The 21,138-nt window shown below is 66.7% G+C and carries 17 protein-coding genes and 1 riboswitch; of the genes, 12 read left to right on the top strand and 5 right to left on the bottom strand.

What is annotated here, in order from left to right:
• Positions 1–6: 6 nt before the first annotated feature.
• A riboswitch (cobalamin riboswitch) is annotated at positions 7–183 on the bottom strand.
• Between the two features lie 152 nt (positions 184–335).
• The 12 genes from ACQ5J0_RS10890 (at position 336) to ACQ5J0_RS10835 (ending at position 15,094) form a co-directional block, all read left to right on the top strand.
• A complete protein-coding gene (locus ACQ5J0_RS10890; RefSeq protein ID WP_462567503.1) occupies positions 336–1,490 on the top strand; it encodes a cell wall hydrolase in 1,155 nt (384 codons plus the stop codon).
• A 93-nt stretch (positions 1,491–1,583) separates the two neighbouring features.
• Positions 1,584–1,937 (top strand): hypothetical protein, encoded by a 354-nt coding sequence (locus ACQ5J0_RS10885; protein ID WP_462567502.1) that lies wholly within the window; start codon positions 1,584–1,586, stop codon positions 1,935–1,937.
• A gap of 98 nt (positions 1,938–2,035) precedes the next feature.
• On the top strand, positions 2,036–3,997 hold the full coding sequence (locus ACQ5J0_RS10880; RefSeq protein WP_462567501.1) for a putative bifunctional diguanylate cyclase/phosphodiesterase: 1,962 nt from the start codon (positions 2,036–2,038) through the stop codon (positions 3,995–3,997).
• A 269-nt stretch (positions 3,998–4,266) separates the two neighbouring features.
• On the top strand, positions 4,267–5,244 hold the full coding sequence (gene mdh, locus ACQ5J0_RS10875; RefSeq protein WP_462567500.1) for a malate dehydrogenase: 978 nt from the start codon (positions 4,267–4,269) through the stop codon (positions 5,242–5,244).
• A gap of 103 nt (positions 5,245–5,347) precedes the next feature.
• The gene (gene sucD / locus ACQ5J0_RS10870) at positions 5,348–6,238 is read left to right on the top strand and encodes a succinate--CoA ligase subunit alpha (RefSeq protein ID WP_462567499.1); all 891 of its coding nucleotides are present in this window, start codon (positions 5,348–5,350) and stop codon (positions 6,236–6,238) included.
• Between the two features lie 54 nt (positions 6,239–6,292).
• A complete protein-coding gene (locus ACQ5J0_RS10865; protein WP_462567498.1) occupies positions 6,293–6,577 on the top strand; it encodes a GIY-YIG nuclease family protein in 285 nt (94 codons plus the stop codon).
• A gap of 142 nt (positions 6,578–6,719) precedes the next feature.
• A complete protein-coding gene (locus ACQ5J0_RS10860) occupies positions 6,720–9,572 on the top strand; it encodes a 2-oxoglutarate dehydrogenase E1 component (protein ID WP_462567497.1) in 2,853 nt (950 codons plus the stop codon).
• A gap of 10 nt (positions 9,573–9,582) precedes the next feature.
• Positions 9,583–10,842 carry a 2-oxoglutarate dehydrogenase complex dihydrolipoyllysine-residue succinyltransferase gene (gene odhB / locus ACQ5J0_RS10855; RefSeq protein WP_462567496.1) on the top strand — a complete coding sequence of 420 codons (1,260 nt, stop codon included), beginning with the start codon at positions 9,583–9,585 and terminating at the stop codon, positions 10,840–10,842.
• A 91-nt stretch (positions 10,843–10,933) separates the two neighbouring features.
• Positions 10,934–12,352, top strand: a complete 1,419-nt coding sequence (lpdA, locus tag ACQ5J0_RS10850; RefSeq protein WP_462567495.1) for a dihydrolipoyl dehydrogenase — start codon at positions 10,934–10,936, stop codon at positions 12,350–12,352.
• Positions 12,353–12,397: 45 nt separating this feature from the next.
• The gene (locus ACQ5J0_RS10845; protein WP_462567494.1) at positions 12,398–13,744 is read left to right on the top strand and encodes an amidase family protein; all 1,347 of its coding nucleotides are present in this window, start codon (positions 12,398–12,400) and stop codon (positions 13,742–13,744) included.
• Between the two features lie 8 nt (positions 13,745–13,752).
• The gene (locus tag ACQ5J0_RS10840) at positions 13,753–14,448 is read left to right on the top strand and encodes a PepSY domain-containing protein (protein ID WP_462567493.1); all 696 of its coding nucleotides are present in this window, start codon (positions 13,753–13,755) and stop codon (positions 14,446–14,448) included.
• Positions 14,449–14,458: 10 nt separating this feature from the next.
• Complete coding sequence (locus ACQ5J0_RS10835; protein ID WP_462567492.1) at positions 14,459–15,094, top strand: trimeric intracellular cation channel family protein; 636 nt, start codon at positions 14,459–14,461, stop codon at positions 15,092–15,094.
• Positions 15,095–15,097: 3 nt separating this feature from the next.
• Here ACQ5J0_RS10835 and ACQ5J0_RS10830 read toward each other — a convergent pair whose 3' ends face one another.
• From ACQ5J0_RS10830 to rplQ, 5 genes are all read right to left on the bottom strand, one after another.
• Positions 15,098–15,937 carry a hypothetical protein gene (locus tag ACQ5J0_RS10830; protein ID WP_462567491.1) on the bottom strand — a complete coding sequence of 280 codons (840 nt, stop codon included), beginning with the start codon at positions 15,935–15,937 and terminating at the stop codon, positions 15,098–15,100.
• A 128-nt stretch (positions 15,938–16,065) separates the two neighbouring features.
• Complete coding sequence (locus ACQ5J0_RS10825; RefSeq protein WP_462567490.1) at positions 16,066–16,644, bottom strand: hypothetical protein; 579 nt, start codon at positions 16,642–16,644, stop codon at positions 16,066–16,068.
• A 141-nt stretch (positions 16,645–16,785) separates the two neighbouring features.
• Positions 16,786–18,933 carry a prolyl oligopeptidase family serine peptidase gene (locus tag ACQ5J0_RS10820; RefSeq protein ID WP_462567489.1) on the bottom strand — a complete coding sequence of 716 codons (2,148 nt, stop codon included), beginning with the start codon at positions 18,931–18,933 and terminating at the stop codon, positions 16,786–16,788.
• A gap of 69 nt (positions 18,934–19,002) precedes the next feature.
• On the bottom strand, positions 19,003–20,388 hold the full coding sequence (locus tag ACQ5J0_RS10815) for a serine hydrolase domain-containing protein (RefSeq protein WP_462567488.1): 1,386 nt from the start codon (positions 20,386–20,388) through the stop codon (positions 19,003–19,005).
• A gap of 145 nt (positions 20,389–20,533) precedes the next feature.
• The gene (rplQ, locus tag ACQ5J0_RS10810) at positions 20,534–20,959 is read right to left on the bottom strand and encodes a 50S ribosomal protein L17 (protein WP_462567487.1); all 426 of its coding nucleotides are present in this window, start codon (positions 20,957–20,959) and stop codon (positions 20,534–20,536) included.
• Positions 20,960–21,138 lie beyond the last annotated feature (179 nt).

Genomic DNA, 21,138 nt, shown 5'->3' with positions numbered 1-21,138 from the left:
CCCGCGGCCGAACGACACGCATGGGCAGGTCTCCTGGCTCCCGGATCTCCGGAGCGCCCCGCCTTCCCGCTGTCGCAGTGGCATGCTGGAGCGCACCTAACCGGTCACAGTTGCGGGGGCAGCCGAAGTATCGAACTCCGTTCCCTCTTAGGCCGGCGTCAACCGGCACCCATGACGCGAAGGCGCCCTTAAGCGAAGGCTTTACCCCGTGCAAGCGACCTGTCCGATTTCGGGATGGTGGCAGCGCCAAGGCGCGAGATGCGCAAATTAGTGCTAGGGAAAGCATTGCCTGCTAATGGCGCGGGCTCCTTTGCGCATATCGAGGATTCACACCGGTGAAACGGCACGGCACGGCAGACATGGGCGAGGCGCCGGGGAGCGATCCCCGCATCGCCCTGCGCGCCGCCAGCCGCAGCCGACTCCGCAGCCGCCGCCTGGCGCACAAATCGCTGCTGCGGCAGCGTTTCGCGGCGGTGGGCGCGCTGGCCATCGCGGTCGCGGTGCCAGCGCTGGCTGCGCCGCTGGGGCTGGACGATCTGACCGCGCGCGCGTTCGGCATGGCCGAACAGGCCGCACCGCTCACCGCGATGCCGTTCGAACGGGCCGAAACCAACTTTCCCGGCTCGGCTTTCTACTATCTCGACGGCGTTCCCGGGGACGTCTCCGGGCAGGCCTACGATCTCGACGATCTTCGCTCGCCCGAGGCGGTAAAGGGCGAAACCATCCGCTTCGCCGAAAGCCACGACCCCGGGCTCGCCGCGCGGGCGTTCCAGTCGGCGGGCTCGGCGGTGGACCGCGCGCGGGCGCTGCAATGCCTGTCGATGGCGGTCTATTACGAGGCCGCGAGCGAGAGCTACGCCGGCCAGCGCGCGGTGGCGCAGGTGGTGCTCAACCGCGTCGCGCACCCGGCCTATCCCGCCAGCGTCTGCGGGGTGGTGTTCCAGGGTTCGGAGCGCACCACCGGCTGCCAGTTCACCTTCACCTGCGACGGCAGTCTGGTGCGCCAGCCCGCGCGCGCCAGCTGGGCGACCGCGCAATCGGTGGCGCTGTCGGCGCTGTCGGGCGAGGTTTTCGCCCCGGTCGGCACCGCGACGCATTACCACACCCACGCGGTGAACCCATATTGGGCGCCCAGCCTCGATCTGATCGGCTCGATCGGTGCCCACCGCTTCTATCGCTGGAAGGGCCGCGCGGGTCAGGTCGATGCTTTTACGATGAGCTATCGCGGCGGCGAGCCCTTCGCCGCGCCGCGTCCGCGTTCGCCCGAGAGCGCGGTGCCGGCCGTCAGCGACGCTTCCGCGCCGCGCGGCTTCGCCACCCCGCCCGCGCCCAGCGAGGCCTTCGCGCCGCCCCCCGGCGCCGGTCCGGTCGAGGCCGCCCGCGCCCCCAAGGTCGACGATCGCCTGCCCGACAGCGGCGGGATCAAGGCCGAATACCGGCGCAGCGGCCAGTGGATCGCCGAGCCCGGCCAGGCTCCCGCGGCCCGCTAGTCCCGGCGTTCACATGTTGGAAACCGTCCTTCCGAAGATTGTTTTAGGAAGAGGCGCTTAGTTCACCGGCAAGCCTCCAGGAGACTTGCCCCAATGTCGTTCCATTTCGCCGCCGCCCGCTCGGCCGCGCATTCTCCGATCGCGCGCGCATTGGCCAAAAAGGCTCTCGGCCGAGCCGCCAACGACAACCCTTGCGACGAGACCGATCTCACCGGAGCGCTGGGCGGACAGGATTTCATGCTCAAGGCGGCGCTGCGCCATTTTGCCGAGCACGGGCTCGGCGCCGCGCGCGAGGCGCGCAAGCAGGCCGAGCGGGCATTCTTCACTGGTGACCGGCAGGGCTATCGCTGGTGGCTGGGCGTCTGCCGCGCGCTCGATCGCCGCCTCGCTGCCGACCTCGACCGCAGCACCACGGATCACAGCGCCGACGAGACGCTGATCGGCTGATCCGGATCCGCCACGAGCGAGCGGCCTGCTCGCGTCACGGAAAACCACCATTCCGGTCTTAACTAATTTATGATGTCTGCCAGCCTATAGCCGTCGAGATGGCGAACGACAGGCCACAGACGAGCCTCGAAAGGTTCCTGCCCCACCGGGAAGGCGCGGACGCACTGAGCGACCGCGTCCGGCTCCTGCTCGTCCGAACGCTTTACACCCAGCCGACCAGCCTCGCGATCGGCGCCGCCAATGGCGCGGTCTCGAGCTTCGCCGCCGCCTATCTCAGCGGCGAGTCGAGCCTCTATGTTCTCGCAGCGGTTCTCACCGCGATCGCCGCCGCGCGTGTGGTGATGGCCTTCTACCTGCCCGCGCGCAGCGGCGCGGGCGACGCGCGCACGCTGGAAACCGCCTACGAAATCGGCGCCTTCGCCTATTCGGCGGTGCTCGGCGTGTTCGCCGCGGCCACCCTGCTGCTCGAACTGCCCTACGGGATCGATCTGCTGATGGCCGCCAATGCGCTGGGCTACGGCGTCGGGATCTGCGCACGCAACGCCGGGCGGCCCTTTATCGCGCTGGGCCAGCTGCTGCTGGTGGTCATGCCGATGATCCTGGTCTGCCTGTGGCTCGGCGGGTTCGCAATGTATCTTCTTGCGGCCAACATGCTGCTGCTGCTTCCTGCGATGTCGTCGATCACTCTCAACGTGTTCCGAGTCCTGCGCGATTCGATTGCCGAGGCCGAACGCAGCCAGGAGCTGGCGGTACGGATGCAGGTGCTCGCGCGTACCGATGTGGTCACCGGCCTCGCCAATCGCGCCGGGCTCAACCATGCGCTGGTCGAGACGCTGGTCGAACTGCCGGTCGACGGCGCGCTGGGGCTGTTCTGGATCGATCTCGACCGCTTCAAGGAAGTCAACGATCTGCTCGGGCACCAGGTCGGCGACCGCGTGCTCGCAGAGATCGGCCGCCGGCTGCGCGCCAGCCTGCCCGCCGGCGATACGGTGGCGCGCTTCGGCGGCGACGAATTCGTGATCTGCACCCGCGTGGCCGACAAGCGTGCCTGCGAGAAGATCGCCGCGCTGATCCAGGGCGAGATCACCCGTGTGATCCGGCTCGACGGCGAGCGGCTGGAGATGCAGGCCTCGATCGGGATCGCCTGCCTGCCCGAGGACGGCAAGGATGCCGATGCCCTGATGAAGGCCGCCGATCTGGCGCTCTATCACGCCAAGGCCAACGGCAAGAACCAGGCCTCCTTCTTCGACGGATCGATGACCCGCGACCTGATGCGCCGCCGCGAGATCGAGGCCGAGCTGCGGCTGGCCCTGCAACGCGACGAGCTGTCGATCTTCTTCCAGCCGATCGTCGATCTGGATACCGGCAATATCCGCACCTTCGAGGCGCTGGTGCGCTGGTTCCATCCCGAAAAAGGCGAGCTCAAGCCGGACGAATTCATCCCGGTGGCCGAGGAATCGGGCGTCATCGTCGCGCTGGGCAACTGGATCACCGCGCAGGCCGCCAGGGCTGCGGCGCAGTGGCCCGCCGATGTCACGCTGGCGGTCAATCTCTCGCCGTTGCAGATCAAGGCGCCGGGGGCCGCGCTGGGAATCCTCAACGCTCTCAAGGCGGCCGGACTCGACCCGCGGCGGCTGGAGCTGGAGGTCACCGAAAGCCTGTTCCTCGAGGACAGCCCGGTGGTCCGCGGCTTCGTCGAGCAGCTTTCGGCGGCGGGAGTGCAGTTCGCGCTCGACGATTTCGGCACCGGCTATTCCTCGCTCGCCTATATCCACAACTGGCCGTTCTCGAAGATCAAGGTCGATCGCAGCTTCGTCTCGGGCCCGCATGTCGGCAAGAAGAGCGACGCGATCATCCGCGCGGTGTCGCAGATGGCGGCGACGCTCGACATGACCATCGTCGCCGAGGGGCTCGAGACGATCGAGCAGGTCCAGGCGGTCCGCGATGCCGGCTGTACGCTGGGACAGGGGTTCTATTTCAGCCGCGCGGTGCCCGATTACCTCGCCGCCATGCTGCTGGCGCAGGAGCGCAACACCGACGTCCACTCGCTGACGGGCTGATCCGCGGCGGCGTTTCCCGGAACGGATTGCGGTTCCGGACGTCTCCTCGATGCAGGGTTTTCGGGCCTTCCACACTCCTGCGCACCCTCTTATTGCAACTGCGAACAAGTCGCAAAGATAGTCGCACGAGCGCCGGGTTTTCGGGTTGCAATCGCCATGTCTGCCGCCTAACTCGCTGGCACGCGCCCGGCGCTGCGTCACCGCGGGACGCGGATGCGCGCCAGTTTGGCAGGATCTCGTCCCGCAAGTTCAGAAGGACGCACAGCCTCATGTCCCACACACAACATGGCCGCAAGAAAATCGCGCTTATCGGCTCCGGCATGATCGGCGGCACACTGGCCCATCTCGCCGCGAAGAAGGAAATGGGCGACATCGTCCTGTTCGACATTGCCGAGGGCATGCCGCAGGGCAAGGCGCTGGACCTGAGCCAGTGCGGCCCGGTTGAAGGCTTCGACGCCAAGATCACCGGCACCAATGATTATGCCGATATCGCCGGTGCGGACGTCATCATCGTCACCGCCGGTGTGCCGCGCAAACCCGGCATGAGCCGCGACGATCTGCTCGGCATCAATCTCAAGGTGATGAAGGCGGTCGGCGAAGGCATCAAGAACAACGCCCCCGACGCATTCGTGATCTGCATCACCAACCCGCTCGACGCGATGGTCTGGGCGCTGCGCGAATTTTCCGGACTGCCGCACAACAAGGTGGTCGGCATGGCGGGCGTGCTCGACAGCGCGCGCTTCGCGACCTTCCTCGCGTGGGAATTCGACGTTTCGGTCAAGGACGTGAACGCCTTCGTGCTTGGCGGCCACGGCGACACGATGGTTCCCGTCACCAGCTACACCACGATCAACGGCATCCCCGTGAAGGACTTCGCCAAGATCAAGGGCGTGTCGGAAAGCCGCATCGATGAAATCGTCGACCGCACCCGCAAGGGCGGCGGCGAGATCGTGGCCCTGCTCGGCAACGGCTCGGCCTATTATGCCCCCGCGACCAGCGCGATTTCGATGGCCGAGGCCTATCTGGGCGACACCAAGCGCATCCTGCCCTGCGCCAGCTATGTCGACGGCAAATACGGCCTCGACGGGCTGTATGTCGGCGTGCCGACAGTGATCGGCGCGGGCGGCACCGAGGAAGTGATCGAGATCGAGCTGTCGGACGAAGAAAAGGGCAACCTCAAGGTCAGCACCGACGCGGTCGAGGAACTGCTCGAAGCCTGCAAGGGGCTGGACGAAAGCCTGAAATAACCGCCGTCATTCCGGCGCAAGCCGGAATCTCGTGCCGCGAGGTGCGACTTCGTTGAAAGCGATCCCAGCGTGCGCTGGGATGACGAACAGATTGGGAAGACAGATGAGCATCCTCGTAGACAAATCCACCAAGGTCATCACCCAGGGCATGACCGGTGAGACCGGCACCTTCCACACCCAGCAGGCGCTCGATTACGGTACGCAGATGGTTGCGGGCGTGACCCCCGGCAAGGGCGGCACCACCCACATCGGCCTGCCCAATTTCAACACCGTGCGCGAGGCCAAGGCCGAGACCGGCGCGACCGCGTCGTGCATCTATGTCCCGCCGCCCTTCGCCGCCGATGCGATCTGCGAGGCGATCGACGCCGAGATGGAACTGATCGTCTGCATCACCGAAGGCATCCCGGTGCTCGACATGGTCAAGGTCAAGGCCGCGCTCGAAGGCACCAAGTCGCGGCTGATCGGCCCCAACTGCCCCGGCGTGCTGACGCCCGGCGAGTGCAAGATCGGCATCATGCCCGGCTCGATCTTCCAGAAGGGTTCGGTCGGCGTGGTCAGCCGCTCGGGCACGCTGACCTATGAGGCGGTCCACCAGACCACCATGGTGGGCCTGGGCCAGACCACCGCGGTCGGGATCGGCGGCGATCCGGTCAACGGCACCAATTTCATCGACGTGCTCGACCTATTCCTCGACGACGACGCCACCAAGTCGATCATCATGATCGGCGAGATCGGCGGCAGCGCCGAAGAGGAAGCGGCCGAATTCATCAAGCAGGAAGCCGCCAAGGGCCGCAAGAAGCCGATGGTCGGCTTCATCGCCGGCCGCACCGCGCCTCCGGGCCGCCGCATGGGCCACGCCGGGGCGATCGTCTCGGGCGGCCAGGGCGGCGCCGACGACAAGATCGCGGCGATGGAAGCAGCGGGCATCCGCGTCTCCCCCTCGCCCAGCGAGCTTGGCACCACGCTCGACGCGATGCTCAAGGAACTCGCCTGACGAAACTAGCTGAGTCCCCGCGCAGGCGGGGACCTCAGGCCGCCCGGACACCGCATGAAAGCTGGCTATGTCTATGTCCTCACCAACAAACCGATGGGTGTCCTCTATATTGGAGTCACCGACGATCTGGCGAGGCGGGTGGAGCAGCATCGTGCGAACGCGGTTTCGAGTTTCACGAAGCGATACAATTGCCATCGCCTCGTGTGGTTCGGGCGTTTCGAGAACATTCACGACGCTCGTTCGTTCGAACGGCAGATGAAGAAATGGGATCGGGCATGGAAGGTCGCACGCATCGTCGAAATGAATCCGACGTGGCGCGATCTGGCGGGCGATCTGTGACCATGCGATTCGAGACGAGTCGCGAGTGGCCTGAGGTCCCCGCCTTCGCGGGGACTCACACTGATTGGCCTGAGGTCCCCGCCTTCGCGGGGACTCACCACGGGCTTGGCGCCTCTGCCTTCGCAGGGGTCCGGAGATAGCAATGGGTAACGAGAACCACGATTTCCTCCCCGAGATGGCCGGGCAGGACGGACCGCAGCCCGGGCCGAGCTGGGACAATCCGCGCTGGCGGCACGAGAACTCGGGCGCCGGGGACGACTGGACGCAGGGGCTCGACCCGACCCAGATGCGGCTCGCGGTCGCGCAGGCGGCGAAGCAAGCGGGCAAGCCAGCCGATCCCAAGGCGATCGAGCAGGCGGCGGACGATTCGATCCGCGCCATGCTGCTGGTCCGGCTCTACCGCGTGCGCGGACATCTCGCCGCCGATCTCGATCCGCTGGGTCTGTCGCACCGCGAGGAGCCCGAGGATCTGAGCCTCGAATGGCATGGCTTTGCCGGCCAGGAGGACCGCGAGGTCTATGTCGGCGGGGTGTTCGGCTTCGAATGGGTCAGCGTCGGCAAGCTCTACGAGGTGCTGCGCGCGACCTATTGCGGCAATGTCGGGCTGGAATACATGCACATCTCGGACACCGAGGAGCGCCGCTTCCTGCAGGACCATTTCGAGACCCCCGAAGAGACCATCCAGTTCACCGAGGAAGGCAAGCGCGCGATCCTCGCCGCGGTGATCCGCGGCGAGCAATACGAGCAGTTCCTCGGCAAGAAATACGTCGGCACCAAGCGCTTCGGTCTCGATGGCGGCGAGAGCATGATCCCCGCGCTCGAGGCGGTGATCAAATACGGCGGCCAGCTCGGCGTGCGCGAGATCATCTACGGCATGGCGCACCGCGGGCGTTTGAACGTCCTCGCGAACGTCATGGCCAAACCCTACAAGGTCATCTTCCACGAATTCTCCGGCGGCAGCTCCAACCCCGACGATGTCGGCGGTTCGGGCGATGTGAAATATCACCTCGGCACCAGCACCGACCGCGAATTCGACGGGATCACGGTGCATATGAGCCTGGTCCCCAACCCCAGCCATCTCGAAGCGGTCAACCCGGTGGTGCTGGGCAAGGCGCGCGCGCAGCAGGCGAACCGCGACGATCTGATCAAGCACGAACAGGTGCTCCCGGTGCTGATCCACGGCGATGCCGCCTTCGCGGGTCAGGGCATCGTCTGGGAATGCCTCGGACTCTCGGGAATCCGTGGCTACGACACCGGCGGCTGCATCCACTTCGTGATCAATAACCAGATCGGTTTCACGACCAGCCCCAAATTTGCCAGATCGTCCCCCTACCCCTCCGATGTGGCCAAGGGCGTCCAGGCGCCGATCCTCCACGTCAATGGCGACGATCCCGAGGCAGTGACCTTCGCCTGCAAGCTAGCGGTCGAATACCGCCACACCTTCGGGCGCGACATCGTGATCGACATGTGGTGCTATCGCCGCTTCGGCCACAATGAGGGCGACGAACCCAGCTTCACCCAGCCGCTGATGTACGATTCCATCCGCGCGCATCCCAAGGTCAGCGTGATCTATGGCGACCGGCTCGAAAGCGAGGGCGTGATCGAGGGGGGTTATCGCAACGGGCTGTGCGACGAGTTCAACGACCGGCTGGAACAGGAATTCGCCGCCGCCAAGGATTACACCCCCGACGAGGCGGACTGGTTCGGCGGGCGCTGGGCCGGTCTCAACAAGCCCGCCGATCCCGAGACCGCGCGGCGCAACGTCGAGAGCGCGGTTTCCGACAAGCTGTTCGCCAGCCTCGGTCGCACGCTGACAACCGTCCCCGAGGATCTCACGATCCACAAGACGCTGGGCCGCGTGCTCAAGGCCAAGCGCGCGATGTTCGAAAAGGGCGAGGGCTTCGACTGGGCGACCGCGGAAGCGCTCGCCTTCGGCAGCCTCGTTACCGAGGGCTTCGGCGTCCGCCTCTCGGGCCAGGATTCGGGCCGCGGCACCTTCAGTCAGCGGCACGCGATCTGGGTCGACCAGACCGACGAGCGCAAATACATCCCGCTCGCCACGCTGCCGCACGGCAAGTTCGAGGTCTACGACTCGATCCTGTCCGAATACGGCGTGCTCGGCTTCGAATACGGCTTCGCGCTGGCCGATCCCAAAACGCTGGTGATGTGGGAAGCGCAGTTCGGCGATTTCGCCAATGGCGCGCAGATCATCATCGACCAGTTCATCGCCAGCGGCGAGGCCAAATGGCTGCGCGCCAACGGGCTCGTGCTGCTGCTGCCACATGGCTACGAGGGCCAGGGTCCGGAGCACAGCTCCGCGCGGCTTGAACGCTTCCTGCAGCTGTGCGCGAACGACAACATCCAGGTCTGCAACATCACCACCCCGGCGAACTTCTTCCACGTGCTTCGCCGCCAGATGCTGCGCTCGTTCCGCAAGCCGCTGGTGATCATGACCCCCAAGAGCCTGCTGCGCCATCCGATGGCCAAGAGCCCGGTGGGCGATTTCACCGGCAAGTCGCATTTCCAGCGGATCGTGTCCGACCCGCTCGAAATCGCCGACGACAAGGTGCGCCGCGTGGTGCTGTGTTCGGGCAAGGTCGCCTACGACCTGATCGAGAAGCGCGACGCGGAAGGGCTGGACGACGTCTCGATCATCCGGGTCGAGCAGATCTACCCCTTCCCCGGCGACCCGCTGGCGCTGCGGCTGTCGCGGATGGGCAATCTCGAGGACGTGGTCTGGTGCCAGGAAGAGCCGCAGAACAACGGCAGCTGGTTCTTCGTCCAGAACCGCATCGAGGATGCGCTGACGCAGGCCGGCCACCAGGGCAAGCGTCCGCTCTATGCGGGCCGCGAGATGGCGGCATCGCCCGCCACCGGCTATGCCCGTCGCCACGAGGAGCAGCAGCGCTCGCTGGTGAGCATGGCGCTGGGTCTCAACGATGGCGGCGCTGCGCTGCGCAACGGCAATTCCAACCCTAACCCCGCGAAGGGCTGAGGAACATATCATGGCTACGGAAATCCAAGTCCCGACCCTGGGCGAATCGGTCACCGAAGGCACCATCGGCGAATGGCTCAAGCAGCCCGGCGACAGCGTGGCGGTGGATGAGGCGATCGTCAGCCTCGAGACCGACAAGGTCGCGGTGGAGGTCCCCTCCCCCGTCGCGGGCGTGATCAAGGAACTCAAGGCGGCCGAAGGCGATACCGTCGAGGTCGGCGCGGTGCTCGCGATCGTCGAGGAAGGCGGCGCCGGCGCTGCCAAGAGCGACGACAGCGCCAAGGCCTCCGAAGCCAAGGATGCGGCCCCCGCTCCTTCGCCCACCCCGGCCCCCGCTCCAGCTCCGGCGAAGGAACAGGCCAAGGACGGCGGCGCTACGCTAAGCCCGGCGGTGCGCCGCGCGGTGCTCGAACACGGCGTCGATCCCTCGATCATCGAGGGGTCGGGCCGGGATGGCCGTCTGACCAAGGAAGACGTGATCGCCGCCGCCAAGGCCAAGAAGGACGGCTCCGCCGCGCAGTCCGCAGCGCCCGCCGAGGAGGCCAAGGCCCCGGCCAGCACCGGCGGCGAGCGCCGCGAGGAGCGGGTCAAGATGACCCGGATGCGCCAGACCATCGCCCGCCGCCTCAAGGGCGCGCAGGAAGAAGCAGCGCTGCTCACCACCTTCAACGATTGTGACATGAGCGCGGTCATCGAGGCGCGGACCAAATACAAGGACCTGTTCGCCAAGAAGCACGACATAAGGCTCGGCTTCATGGGCTTCTTCGCCAAGGCCGCCTGCCTCGCGCTCAAGGACGTCCCCTCGGCCAACGCCTATATCGAGGGCGACGAGATCGTCTATCACGACTATGTCGACATCTCGGTCGCGGTCAGCGCCCCCAACGGGCTGGTCGTCCCGGTGATCCGCGATGCCGACAAGAAGGGCTTCGCGCGGATCGAGAAGGACATCGCCGATTTCGGGGCGCGGGCCAAGGACGGCAAGCTCACCATGGAAGACATGAAGGGCGGCACCTTCACCATCTCCAACGGCGGCGTGTTCGGTTCGCTGATGTCGACCCCGATCATCAACCCGCCGCAGAGCGCGGTGCTCGGCCTGCACCGGATCGAGGATCGCGCGGTGGTGGTGAACGGCGAGATCGTTGTGCGCCCGATGATGTATCTGGCGCTGTCCTACGATCACCGGCTGATCGACGGCCGCGAGGCGGTGACCGCGTTGAAGATCATCAAGGAGGCGATCGAGGATCCCACGCGGATGCTGATCGACCTGTAGTTTTCCGTCACCCCAGCGAAAGCTGGGGTCTCGTGCCACCAGGTACGACTTAGCTGAGGGAGATCCCAGCTTTCGCTGGGATGACGATTGAATGGCTGACCACACTTACGATTACGACGTCCTGATCATCGGCTCCGGCCCCGGCGGCTATGTCGCGGCGATCCGCGCGGCGCAGCTCGGGCTCAAGACCGCCTGCGCCGAAGGCCGCGAGACGCTGGGCGGGACCTGTCTCAACGTCGGCTGCATCCCTTCAAAGGCGATGCTCCACGCGAGCGAGTTCTTCGACGCCGCCGCGAACGGCACGATGGCCAAGATGGGCGTCGAGGTCACTCCGAAGCTCAACCTCGACGCGATGCATGCGCAGCGGATCGACGCGGTCACCTCGCTCACCGGCGGGATCGAGTTCCTGTTCAAGAAGAACAAGGTCGACTGGAAGAAGGGTTACGCAACCTTCCAGGACGCGCACACGGTCAAGGTCGGCGACGAGACGGTCACCGCGAAGGACATCGTCATCGCCACCGGCTCCTCGGTCACCCCGCTGCCCGGGGTCGAGGTCGATAACGCCAAGGGCGTGGTGGTCGATTCCACCGGCGCGCTGGAACTGGCGCAGGTGCCCAAGAAGATGGTCGTCATCGGCGGCGGAGTGATCGGGCTCGAGCTGGGTTCGGTCTGGCGCCGGCTCGGCGCCGAAGTCGTCTGCGTCGAATTCCTCGACGAGATCCTGCCGGGCCTGGACGGCGACATCCGCAAGGAAGCCCGCAAGATCTTCAAGAAGCAGGGCATCGAGTTCAAGCTGTCGAGCAAGGTCACCGGCGTTTCGGTGAAGGGCAAGACAGCCACGCTGACGATTGAGCCCGCCGCGGGCGGCGAGCCCGAGACGATGGAAGCCGATTGCGTGCTGGTCTCGATCGGACGCCGGCCCAACACCGAGGGGCTCGGCCTCGAGGCGATCGGGCTGGAAACCAACAAGCGCGGCCAGATAGAGATCGATCACGAATTCCGCACCAAGGTTGAGGGCGTATGGGCGATCGGCGATGTCGTCCCCGGACCCATGCTGGCGCACAAGGCCGAGGACGAGGGCATCGCGGTGGCCGAGAACATCGCGGGCCAGACCGGCATCGTGAATCACGCGCTGATCCCCAATGTCGTCTACACCTGGCCGGAGATCGCCGGAGTCGGCCTCACCACCGAGGAAGCGATCGAGAAGATGGGCGGCGACAAGGCCAAGGTGAAGATCGGCAAGTTCCCGATGATGGCCAACAGCCGCGCCAAGACCAATCACGAGCCCGATGGCCTGGTGAAGATCATCGCCGAGGCCGAGAGCGACCGGGTGCTCGGCGTCTGGGCGATCGCCAGCGTCGCGGGCACGATGATCCAGCAGGCCACGCAGGCGATGGAATTCGGCGCGACGAGCGAGGATATCGCCTACACCTGCCATGCTCACCCGACGCATTCCGAAGCGATCAAGGAAGCCGCCATGGCGGTCCAGGGCAAGCCGATTCACATTTGATCGGCCTGCCCTCCCCGCCTAGGACGCGGGAAAGGAGCGAGCGGCATGGCCTATCCGAGACTGACCGACAAACCCGGCGCGCTGGAGACCGCGGCGGCGATCCGCGCGGGCGAGCTGTCGCCGCGCGAAGCGGTGGGGCACGCCATCGCCCGGATCGAGAAGCTCGACGCCAAGGTCAATGCGGTGGTGGTATGCGATTTCGACCGCGCCCGGGACGTGGCAAGCGCGCTCGACGGCCAGACGCCGCGCGAGGACCAGCCGCTGTTCGGCGTGCCGATGACGATCAAGGAAAGCTTCGACATCGAAGGGCTGCCGACCAGCTGGGGGCATCAGAGCTACGCCGGCAATATCGCCAGCCGCGATGCCGAGGTGGTGCAGCGGCTCAAGCGCGCGGGCGCGATCTTTCTGGGCAAGACCAACATTCCCCCCGATCTCGCCGACTGGCAGTCGAACAACCCGGTCTATGGCCGCACCAGCAATCCGCACGATCCTTCGCGTTCGCCGGGCGGCTCCTCGGGCGGCGCGGCGGCGGCGGTGGCGAGCGGCATGGTCGCCTGCGAATTCGGCAGCGACATCGGCGGCTCGATCCGCGTGCCCGCGCATTTCTGCGGCATCTGGGGGCACAAGACGAGCTGGGGCCTGATCAGCCTGCGCGGCCACTATCATCCGGCCCTTTCCGCCAGCCCCGGCTTCCCGGGCGCGCATGATGGCGCGCTGGGCGTCATCGGGCCGCTGGCGCGCAATCCGGACGATCTCGAGGCGCTGGTCCGGATCACCACCGAGCGCCCGCTCGGCTCGCGCGGCAAGCCGCTGGGCGAATGCCGCCTGCTGCTGCTCACCGATCACCCGGCAAGCCCGGTCGATGCGTCGGTTCGCGAGCCGATCGAGGCGGCCGCGGGGGAGCTGGAGCGCGCAGGGGTGCGGATCGACCGGTCGAGCGATCTGGTCCCCGATCTGGCCCGCCAGCATGCCGCCTATATGAAGATGCTCGCCATCGCGATGGCGCGCGGTGCCCCGGCCCCCGACGGCAAGCGCGCGAGTGCCAGCGACTGGTTCGGCCTGCTCGACGCGCAGGCAGTCAATGCCGCGGCATGGGCCACGCTGTTCGAGACCTACGACTTCGTGCTCGCCGCGCCTGCGCCAACGCTGGCCTTCGAACATCGCGACGAGGCCTATTTCAAGGGCGAGGAAACCATCGAAGGCGCCAGCCGCCGCGCGGCCGACGGGCTGGCCTGGGCGGGCCTCGCGACCTTCCCCAACCTGCCCGCGACCGTTCTCCCTGTGGGCGAGAGCGGCGGCCTGCCCTGCGGCGTGCAGGTGATCGGGCCCGCCTGGGCCGATCTCGACTGCATCGCCGCGGCGCGCGGCATCGGCCGGATCCTGCACGGGTAATTCTGCACATGAACGCCAAACTCATGCAGCGCTTCGCCCGCTGGCACATCTGGCTCGGCTGGGCGATCGCGGTCCCGCTGATGATGTGGACGCTGAGCGGGCTGGTGATGGTCGCGCGCCCGATCGAGCAGGTGCGCGGGGAACATCTGCGCCTGCCGGTCGAGGAGCAGGCGCTGCCGCCAGACGTCCAGATCGCGGTCCAGCTGCCTGCGGATTCCACCCGTCCGGTGCGCTCGGTCACCACGCAGGTCGAGGGCCGCACGACCGTGACCCGGATCGCCTATCTCGACGGCACCAGCGAACGCTTCGGCGCCGATGGACGCGCGATGGCACCGCTGACCGACGTCGAGGCGCGGCTGCTGGTCGCCGAGCGGATCGTCGGCGGCGACGCCGTCGCCTCGGTGACGCGGTTCGCGGCGGAGGACCCGCCGCTCGATTTCCGCCGCGAGATCCCGGTCTGGCAGGTCGCGCTGGAGGACGGCACCCATGTCTATGTCGGGATCGAGAGCGGCGCGATCGAAGCGGTGCGGACGCGGTTCTGGCGGGTGTTCGACCTGATGTGGGGGCTCCACATCATGGATCTGGAAAGCCGCGAGGACACCAGCCACCCGGTGCTGATCCTGTTCGCAGGTCTGGCGCTGCTGGGCACGCTGCTGGGCACCGCGCTGCTGTTCCGCCGCCGCCGCAGCCGGCCGCTGCGGTGATACGAGCCGCATGAACCCGGAAATCCTCACCCCCGTGCTCGACTGGCTCGATCTGATCGGCATCGGCATCTTCGCGCTGACCGGGGCGCTGGTCGCCGCGCGCGAGCAGCAGACCTTCGTCACCATGGCGTTCTTCGCGCTGGTCACCGGGGTCGGCGGCGGCACGGTGCGCGATCTGCTGATCGGTGCGCCGGTCTTCTGGATCGGCCACCCCTGGGTCGCGGCAGTGTGTCTGGCGACCGCGCTGCTGACCTGGTTCACCCCGACGCGCTGGTGGGACGGCAAGCTGCTCGATTTCGCCGACGGGCTGGGGCTGACCGCCTATGCGGTGATCGGCACGGCCAAGGCGCTGAGCTACGGCGTCCCGCCGATCCCGGCGATCCTGATGGGGGTCGTGACCGGCACGGTCGGCGGGATCATCCGCGACATGATTGCCGGACGGCCTTCGATCATCATGCGCCCCGAACTCTATGTGACCGCGGCGGCGCTATCCGCCACGCTCGCCGCGGTCGGCGAGATTGTCGCCCTGCAGCGCGAATGGGTCTGGATCGGCGCGGTCACCGCAGGCTACGCGCTGCGCGCGGCGGCGATCCACTGGCAATTGGCGTTGCCGGCCTATCGCGATCCGCTCGCGCGCAGGGAATAGCGCCTAGTAGCCGGGATATTCGGTGCCGATTTCGTCCTGTTCGAGATCGCCTGGAAGCGGCGCGCCGGGATAGGGCGGAAGCGGTTCTTCGCTGGTTGCCCGGCTGGTTACCGGAGCGGGAAGCGCAGGCTGCGCTGGCTGGGCATCGATATTGGCCCAGGCCGAACGATAGGCCTCGTCGTCATACTGCCGGTCTTCCACAGGCGCGGCCGCATAGAGATCGCCCCGATTGCTGGCACTGTAGTTCGGATCCCCATAGCCGACCGCGCCGTTCGACAGATCGATTGCGTCGATCCGCCCGTCCGCTCCGATCGAGCAACTGAACCCCGCGCCGTCGTAGAGTCTGCCCGTGACGAGCCAGCCTCTGGCATTGCGATCGACCGAGTCGACGCTTTCGACGCGGGTGTCGCGCTCGATCCTCTCGACGCACATGGCGGCAGCACGGTCGAGCCCGCTGGTTTCGGCGCTGCGAAGGTCCGGATTCTGCGCGGGATAGCGGGTGTCGGGATAGCGCGCCTGGCGATCGTCGTCGCCGGCGACCGCACTCGCCACCGCGGCGAGCCCGCCGAGGATCAGCACCCCGGTGAGAATGTCGCCGGCATCCACCCCGCCGCGCCCGTGATGACGGTCGTAGCGGCGGTCATAGCGCCGATCGTAACGGTCGTGGCGATAGCTGCGGTATTGCTCGTATGTCTGGCCCTCGGCTGCATCCCAGGCGAGCCCGGCGGCGATGGCGCTGCGGCTGCTCGAGACGGGCAGTTCGGCTGCCATGGCGGGGGTCGCGGTAAGCGAAAGCGCCGCCAACATAGCGGGAGCGGCGGCAAAGCGGGCGAATCTGGTCATATCATGGTTCCCATGCGGTCCGCCCCACCCGGAGTCGCGAAAGTGAGATGATGAGCTAGGCGGTCCAGGCTATCTCGAGCCTGAACCGCCCCTGTGGGACCTTATTCGGTGCAGCAGCGCGCGCGAGCCTAGCGGAGGCCGCGGATGCCGTTGTAGTCGATGTCGCGGATCTGGCCGCGGTAGTCGACCTGACAATTGAACCGCCCCTCGTCGGTGCGCTGGTTGCCATAGCGTCCACCGCGATAGGATTGCTGGCCATCGACCACCAGATTGCCGCGGACGCGGAACCCGTTGCGGTTGTCGTTGACGTCGCGGACTTGGGTGACGTTGGCGTAGCGGTAGCCGTAGCGGCGGGCGTTGTTCTCGACCGCGGCGACGCAGCGCTGGACTGCCGCGCGCGGGTTGACCCGCGCGTTGTAGCGATCGTTGTGGTAGCGATTGTCCTGGTAGCGGGGATCCCGGTAGCGCGGATCCTGATAGCGCCGGTCGTCGTAGCGATCTCTGTCCGAACCGCCCAGCGCGCCGGCGGCGATGGCGATACCGCCGAGGATCACCGCACCGGCGATGATTTCACCGGCGCCGATGCCGTCGTCGCGGTCGCGGTCGCGCGACTGGGCGAAGGCGGGAGTTGCGGAAGTCATCGCCAACGCGCCTGCCGCGATGGTCGCCACGCTTCCCTTGGCGAGTGCTTTGGTGATGGTCTTCATGGCTCGATCCTCATGCTCGGCCGGGGCGAGAATGCCTTGGCTTCACATGAGGTTCTAGGCGGGCCGCGCTGAGGCGAGCCTGAATTCGCCCGACAGCCGCCGTTCAGCTAAATACGCACTTATCTGAACGGCGACTTCGACTTACTCTGCTGGTGGCACTTCCAGCCCGGTGTGCTGCGCGAGGAAGGCGAGGATATCGCCATATTCGTCGATCACCTTGTCGGTGGGCTTGCCCGACCCGTGGCCGGCGCGGGTCTCGATCCGGATCAGCTGCGGCTGCTCGCCCAGATCCGCCGCCTGCAACGCGGCAGTGTATTTGAAGCTGTGGCCGGGAACCACGCGGTCGTCGGTGTCCGCAGTCGTCACCAGCAGCGCCGGGTAATCCACCCCGCTGCGGATGTTGTGCAGCGGCGAATAGGACCGCAGGACCGCGAAGTCGGCCTCGCGGTCGGGATAGCCGTAATCGTCGACCCAGTAGCGGCCCGCAGTCCAGCGGTCGAAGCGCAGCATGTCCATCACGCCCACCGCGGCATTGCCGGCGTCGAACAGATCGGGACGCTGGTTGACCACCGCGCCGACCAGCAGCCCACCGTTGGAGCCGCCCTGGATCGCCAGACCGTCCTCGGTGGTGTAGCCATTGGCCTTGAGATACTCGCCCGCGGCAATGAAATCGTCGAAGACGTTCTGCTTGTTGTTCAGACGCCCGCCATCGTGCCACTCCTTGCCGTATTCGCCGCCGCCGCGGATATTGGCGAGGGCGAAGGTGCCGCCCGCCTCGAGCCAGGCGAGCCGCGTGGGCGAGAAGCTGGGCGTCAGCGAGATGTTGAACCCGCCATAGGCGTAGAGCAGCGTCGGCGACGGGCCGGTGCTGTCCTTGTGGCGGACCACGAACATCGGCACGCGCGTGCCGTCCTTGGAAACGTAGAACACCTGCTCGACGCGGTAGTCCTCGGGTTCGAAAGCGACCTCGGGCTCGGCGAAGACGGTCCGCTCACCGGTGTCGACATCGAGGCGGTAGATCGCGCCGGGCTGGTTGAAGCTGGTGAAGCTGTAGAAGGTCTCGGCGTCGCCGGGATCGCCGTTCAGCCCGCCGATCGAGCCGATCCCGGGCAGGTCGAGCGTGCCGGTCGGATTGCCGTCGAGATCGTGATAGACCGCGCGGCTGCTGGCATCCTTCATATATTCGACCACCAGCCTGTCGCCGATGATCGAGGCGCCCGAGATCGGCTCGTCGCTCTGCGCGACGACCTCTTCCCATTCGAGCGTGTCGGCGGTGAGATCGGCGCGGACCACGCGGTAGCGCGGCGCATTCTCATTGGTCATGAAATAGACCGTGTCGCCGGTCGAGGCGATCGGGCTCCAGCTGTTGTCGAAGCCGGTGATCAGCGGGCGCGGCGTCCAGCCTTCGCTGGCGCGCGTCGTGAGGTCGATCACGCGCAGCTCGTTGCGGTCGTCGGTCCCGGTCGAGCTGGAGATGAAGGCCCAGCGCCCGTCGTGGCTGACTCCGGCGCCGTGGCCCTGTTCGCGGGCATCGGGGGTCTCATAGACCAGCTCGTCCGCGCTCTGCGGCGTGCCGAGGCGGTGGAAATAGACCTTCTGGTTGTAGTTGAGCGACTGGAAGTCCTGCCCTTCCTCCGATTCCGGGAAGCGCGAGTAGAAGAATCCCTCGTCGCCGTTCCAGGAGATGCCGGTGAACTTGGCCCACTCGATTTCGTCGGCCAGTTCCTCGCCGGTGTCGACATCGAGCACCTTGATATTGCGCCAGTCGCTGCCGCCGTCCTGGATCGCATAGGCGAGATAGCGCCCGCTCTTCGAAGGCGCGGTGTCCGCGAGCGCGGTGGCGTTGTCGGCGGACCATTCGTTGGGATCAAGCAACAGCCGCGCCTCGCCGTCCCATCCGTCGCGGACGAAATATTGCGACTGGTTCATCAGCCCCGAATTGTAGCTGTAGAAATAGCGGTCGCCCGCCTTGTCGGGGATGCCGAAGCGTTCGTAGTCGATCAGCTCGGCGAGCCGGTCCTTGAACCAGGCGGTGCCGGGGAGCGTTTCCAGATAGGCGTCGGTGACCACGTTCTGCGCCTCGACCCACTCGGCGACCTGCGGATCGGTGCGGACGTCATTCTCGAGCCAGCGATAGGGATCGGCGACGGTCTGGCCGAACAGCACCTCGCTCGTGTCGGTGGCGCGGGTTTCGGGATAATCGATATCCGCGGTCTGCGCGGCGGCGGGCGCTGTCGAAAGCGCGATGGTGGCGGCGCCGGCGAGCGCGAGAGCGATGATACGGGACATGGGGGGACTCTCCAGGATTTTGGCTATTTCGTTGGGATTGTAACTAGGTGCTCGAGCCCGGCGGCGCAATCATTCGCCCAGCGCGGCGAGCACGTCGCGGGTGAAGGCGAGGATGTCGAAGCTCTCGCCCACCGGATCCTCGCCGCGGCGCACGATCACCACATCGCGGCTGGGGACGATCACGACATATTGCCCGCGATTTCCCATGGCGGCGAAGGTGTCGGCTGGAATGCCTTCGGTCCGGTTGAACAGCCAGAAGCCCGCGCCATAGCCCGTCGGGCGTCCTTCGGGCTGCGGGCCCGACGGGGCGGAGACGTATTCGATCCAGCCTTCGGGCAGGATACGAATGCCATCGGGCAGCACGCCATCGTCGAGATAGAGTTGGCCGAATTTGGCGAGATCGCGCGCGGTGGACCACACCTGGCTCGAGAGCACGTAATTGCCCTGCCAGTCGGTCTCTGCGACGGTGTGGTCCATGCCGAGCCGTGCGAACAGCGCGGAGGGCGGGTGGTCGGCAAAACTGCCTTCGATCGCTTTCACGGCCATCAGCGTGTCGTTGTTGGCGTAGCGATACGTGCTGCCCGGCGGGCTCACCAGCGGCCAGTGCGCAGCGCGCTCGTTAACCGTGGCACCGCCCCAGTAGAGCGGATCGGTTCGATTCCCGGGCGTGTCGGAATAGCGACCCGAGGCCATGCGGAGCAGATGATCGATCGTGATCGCCGCGCGTCCCTGGTCTTGGGTCAGATTGCCAAGCCCCGCTCTGCGCTCCACCGCTGTCTCGCCGCGCGCGACCGCCGCCCCGACCAGTGTCGCCGCAAGGCTCTTGGCGACCGACCATGTGCGCTGTGGCACCGCGGGACCGAAGTCGCGGGCATAGGCCTCGCCAAGCATCCTGCCGCCCGACTGGACAACCACGGCGGTCGTGCGGGCGCCCTCGCCGAATGCGTCACCGAACGCGTCTTGCGAGATCCGCGCCAGTGCTCCGGAAGGAAATGCGCGGATTGCAACCGCAGGGCGGTTTGGCTGCTCGCGCAGCGTCGCGAATGGCGGGATATTGCCGCCAATCGGAAGGAGCTGGCACCCTTGCTGCGAAACGTGCCGGGCAATCCGCGGAGCCATTCCCTCGGCCCAGTCAACACTCACATTCGCGACCTGCGACGAAGCGTCGGCCGCATCGACCCGGGAAATCCGATAGCCGAGCTCGGGAGCGATTCCGTCGAGCGGGGCCTGGATGCCCGCCATCTCCCACTCCGCAACGCTCTCGGGGGTCCGCGTCGCACCGTTGCGCTCGGCGTTGGCGATTGCGCTGCACAACATCAGCGCCTTGTACCCCGCCGCCAGCGCGCGGTCGTAGCGGGCGTCGAGCCGCTCCTGTTCGCCCTGCGCGAAAACGGGTGCGGCGATGGTGGCGGCGGTGGCGAGCAGCGCGGCGGCTGCGAGGGTCTGGCGGATCATGCGGCACCTTGTGCCATGCCCCGCGCAAAAGAAAAGGGCCGCGCGGTTTCCCGGGCGGCCCTGCTCCCCCGCAAAGGCGGGGGTCTCATGCGTTTTGCGTGGCGCCAATGGCCCGAGGTCCCCGCCTGCGCGGGGACTCGCCAGCTCAGGCGTCCTCGTATTCTTCCTCGTCCTGGTTCATCACCGGGCCGCTGTCCTTGCCCTTGGCGTCGACATCGCGGTCGACCAGTTCGATGATCGCCATCTGCGCGGCGTCGCTGCCGCGGTAGCCGGCCTTGATGATCCGCGTGTAGCCGCCTTCGCGATCCGAATAGCGATCGGCCAGAACGTCGAACAGTTTCTTGAGCTGGGTGTCGTCGAGCATCCGCGCATGCGCGAGACGACGGTTCGAGAGCCCGCCGCGCTTGGCCAGCGTGATCAGCTTCTCGACATAGGGGCGCAGTTCCTTCGCCTTGGGCAGCGTGGTGAGGATCTGCTCGTGCTTGATCAGCGCGGCGCTCATATTGCGGAACAGGGCCTTGCGGTGGCCCGACTTGCGGCCAAGCTTGCGCTGCGAAATACCGTGACGCATCATTCATTCCTTACGTTCGTTAGAGGCCCGTATCAGGTAGCCCGTAGCCGGTCGGTTAGGCCGACCACCACTCTCCCCGTGAGGGGAGAGAAAACGAGACTTGGCGGCTTGCCGCCTAGTCGCAGTAGAGAGGGGATTGCAACCGTTGCAGGCCCCTCTCCAACTTCGCCTAGCGAGCA

This window comes from Qipengyuania sp. SM2512 (genome assembly GCF_054954005.1).
Note: the sequence above shows the minus strand (reverse complement) of the source record. Positions and strands in the feature narration are given on the sequence as shown.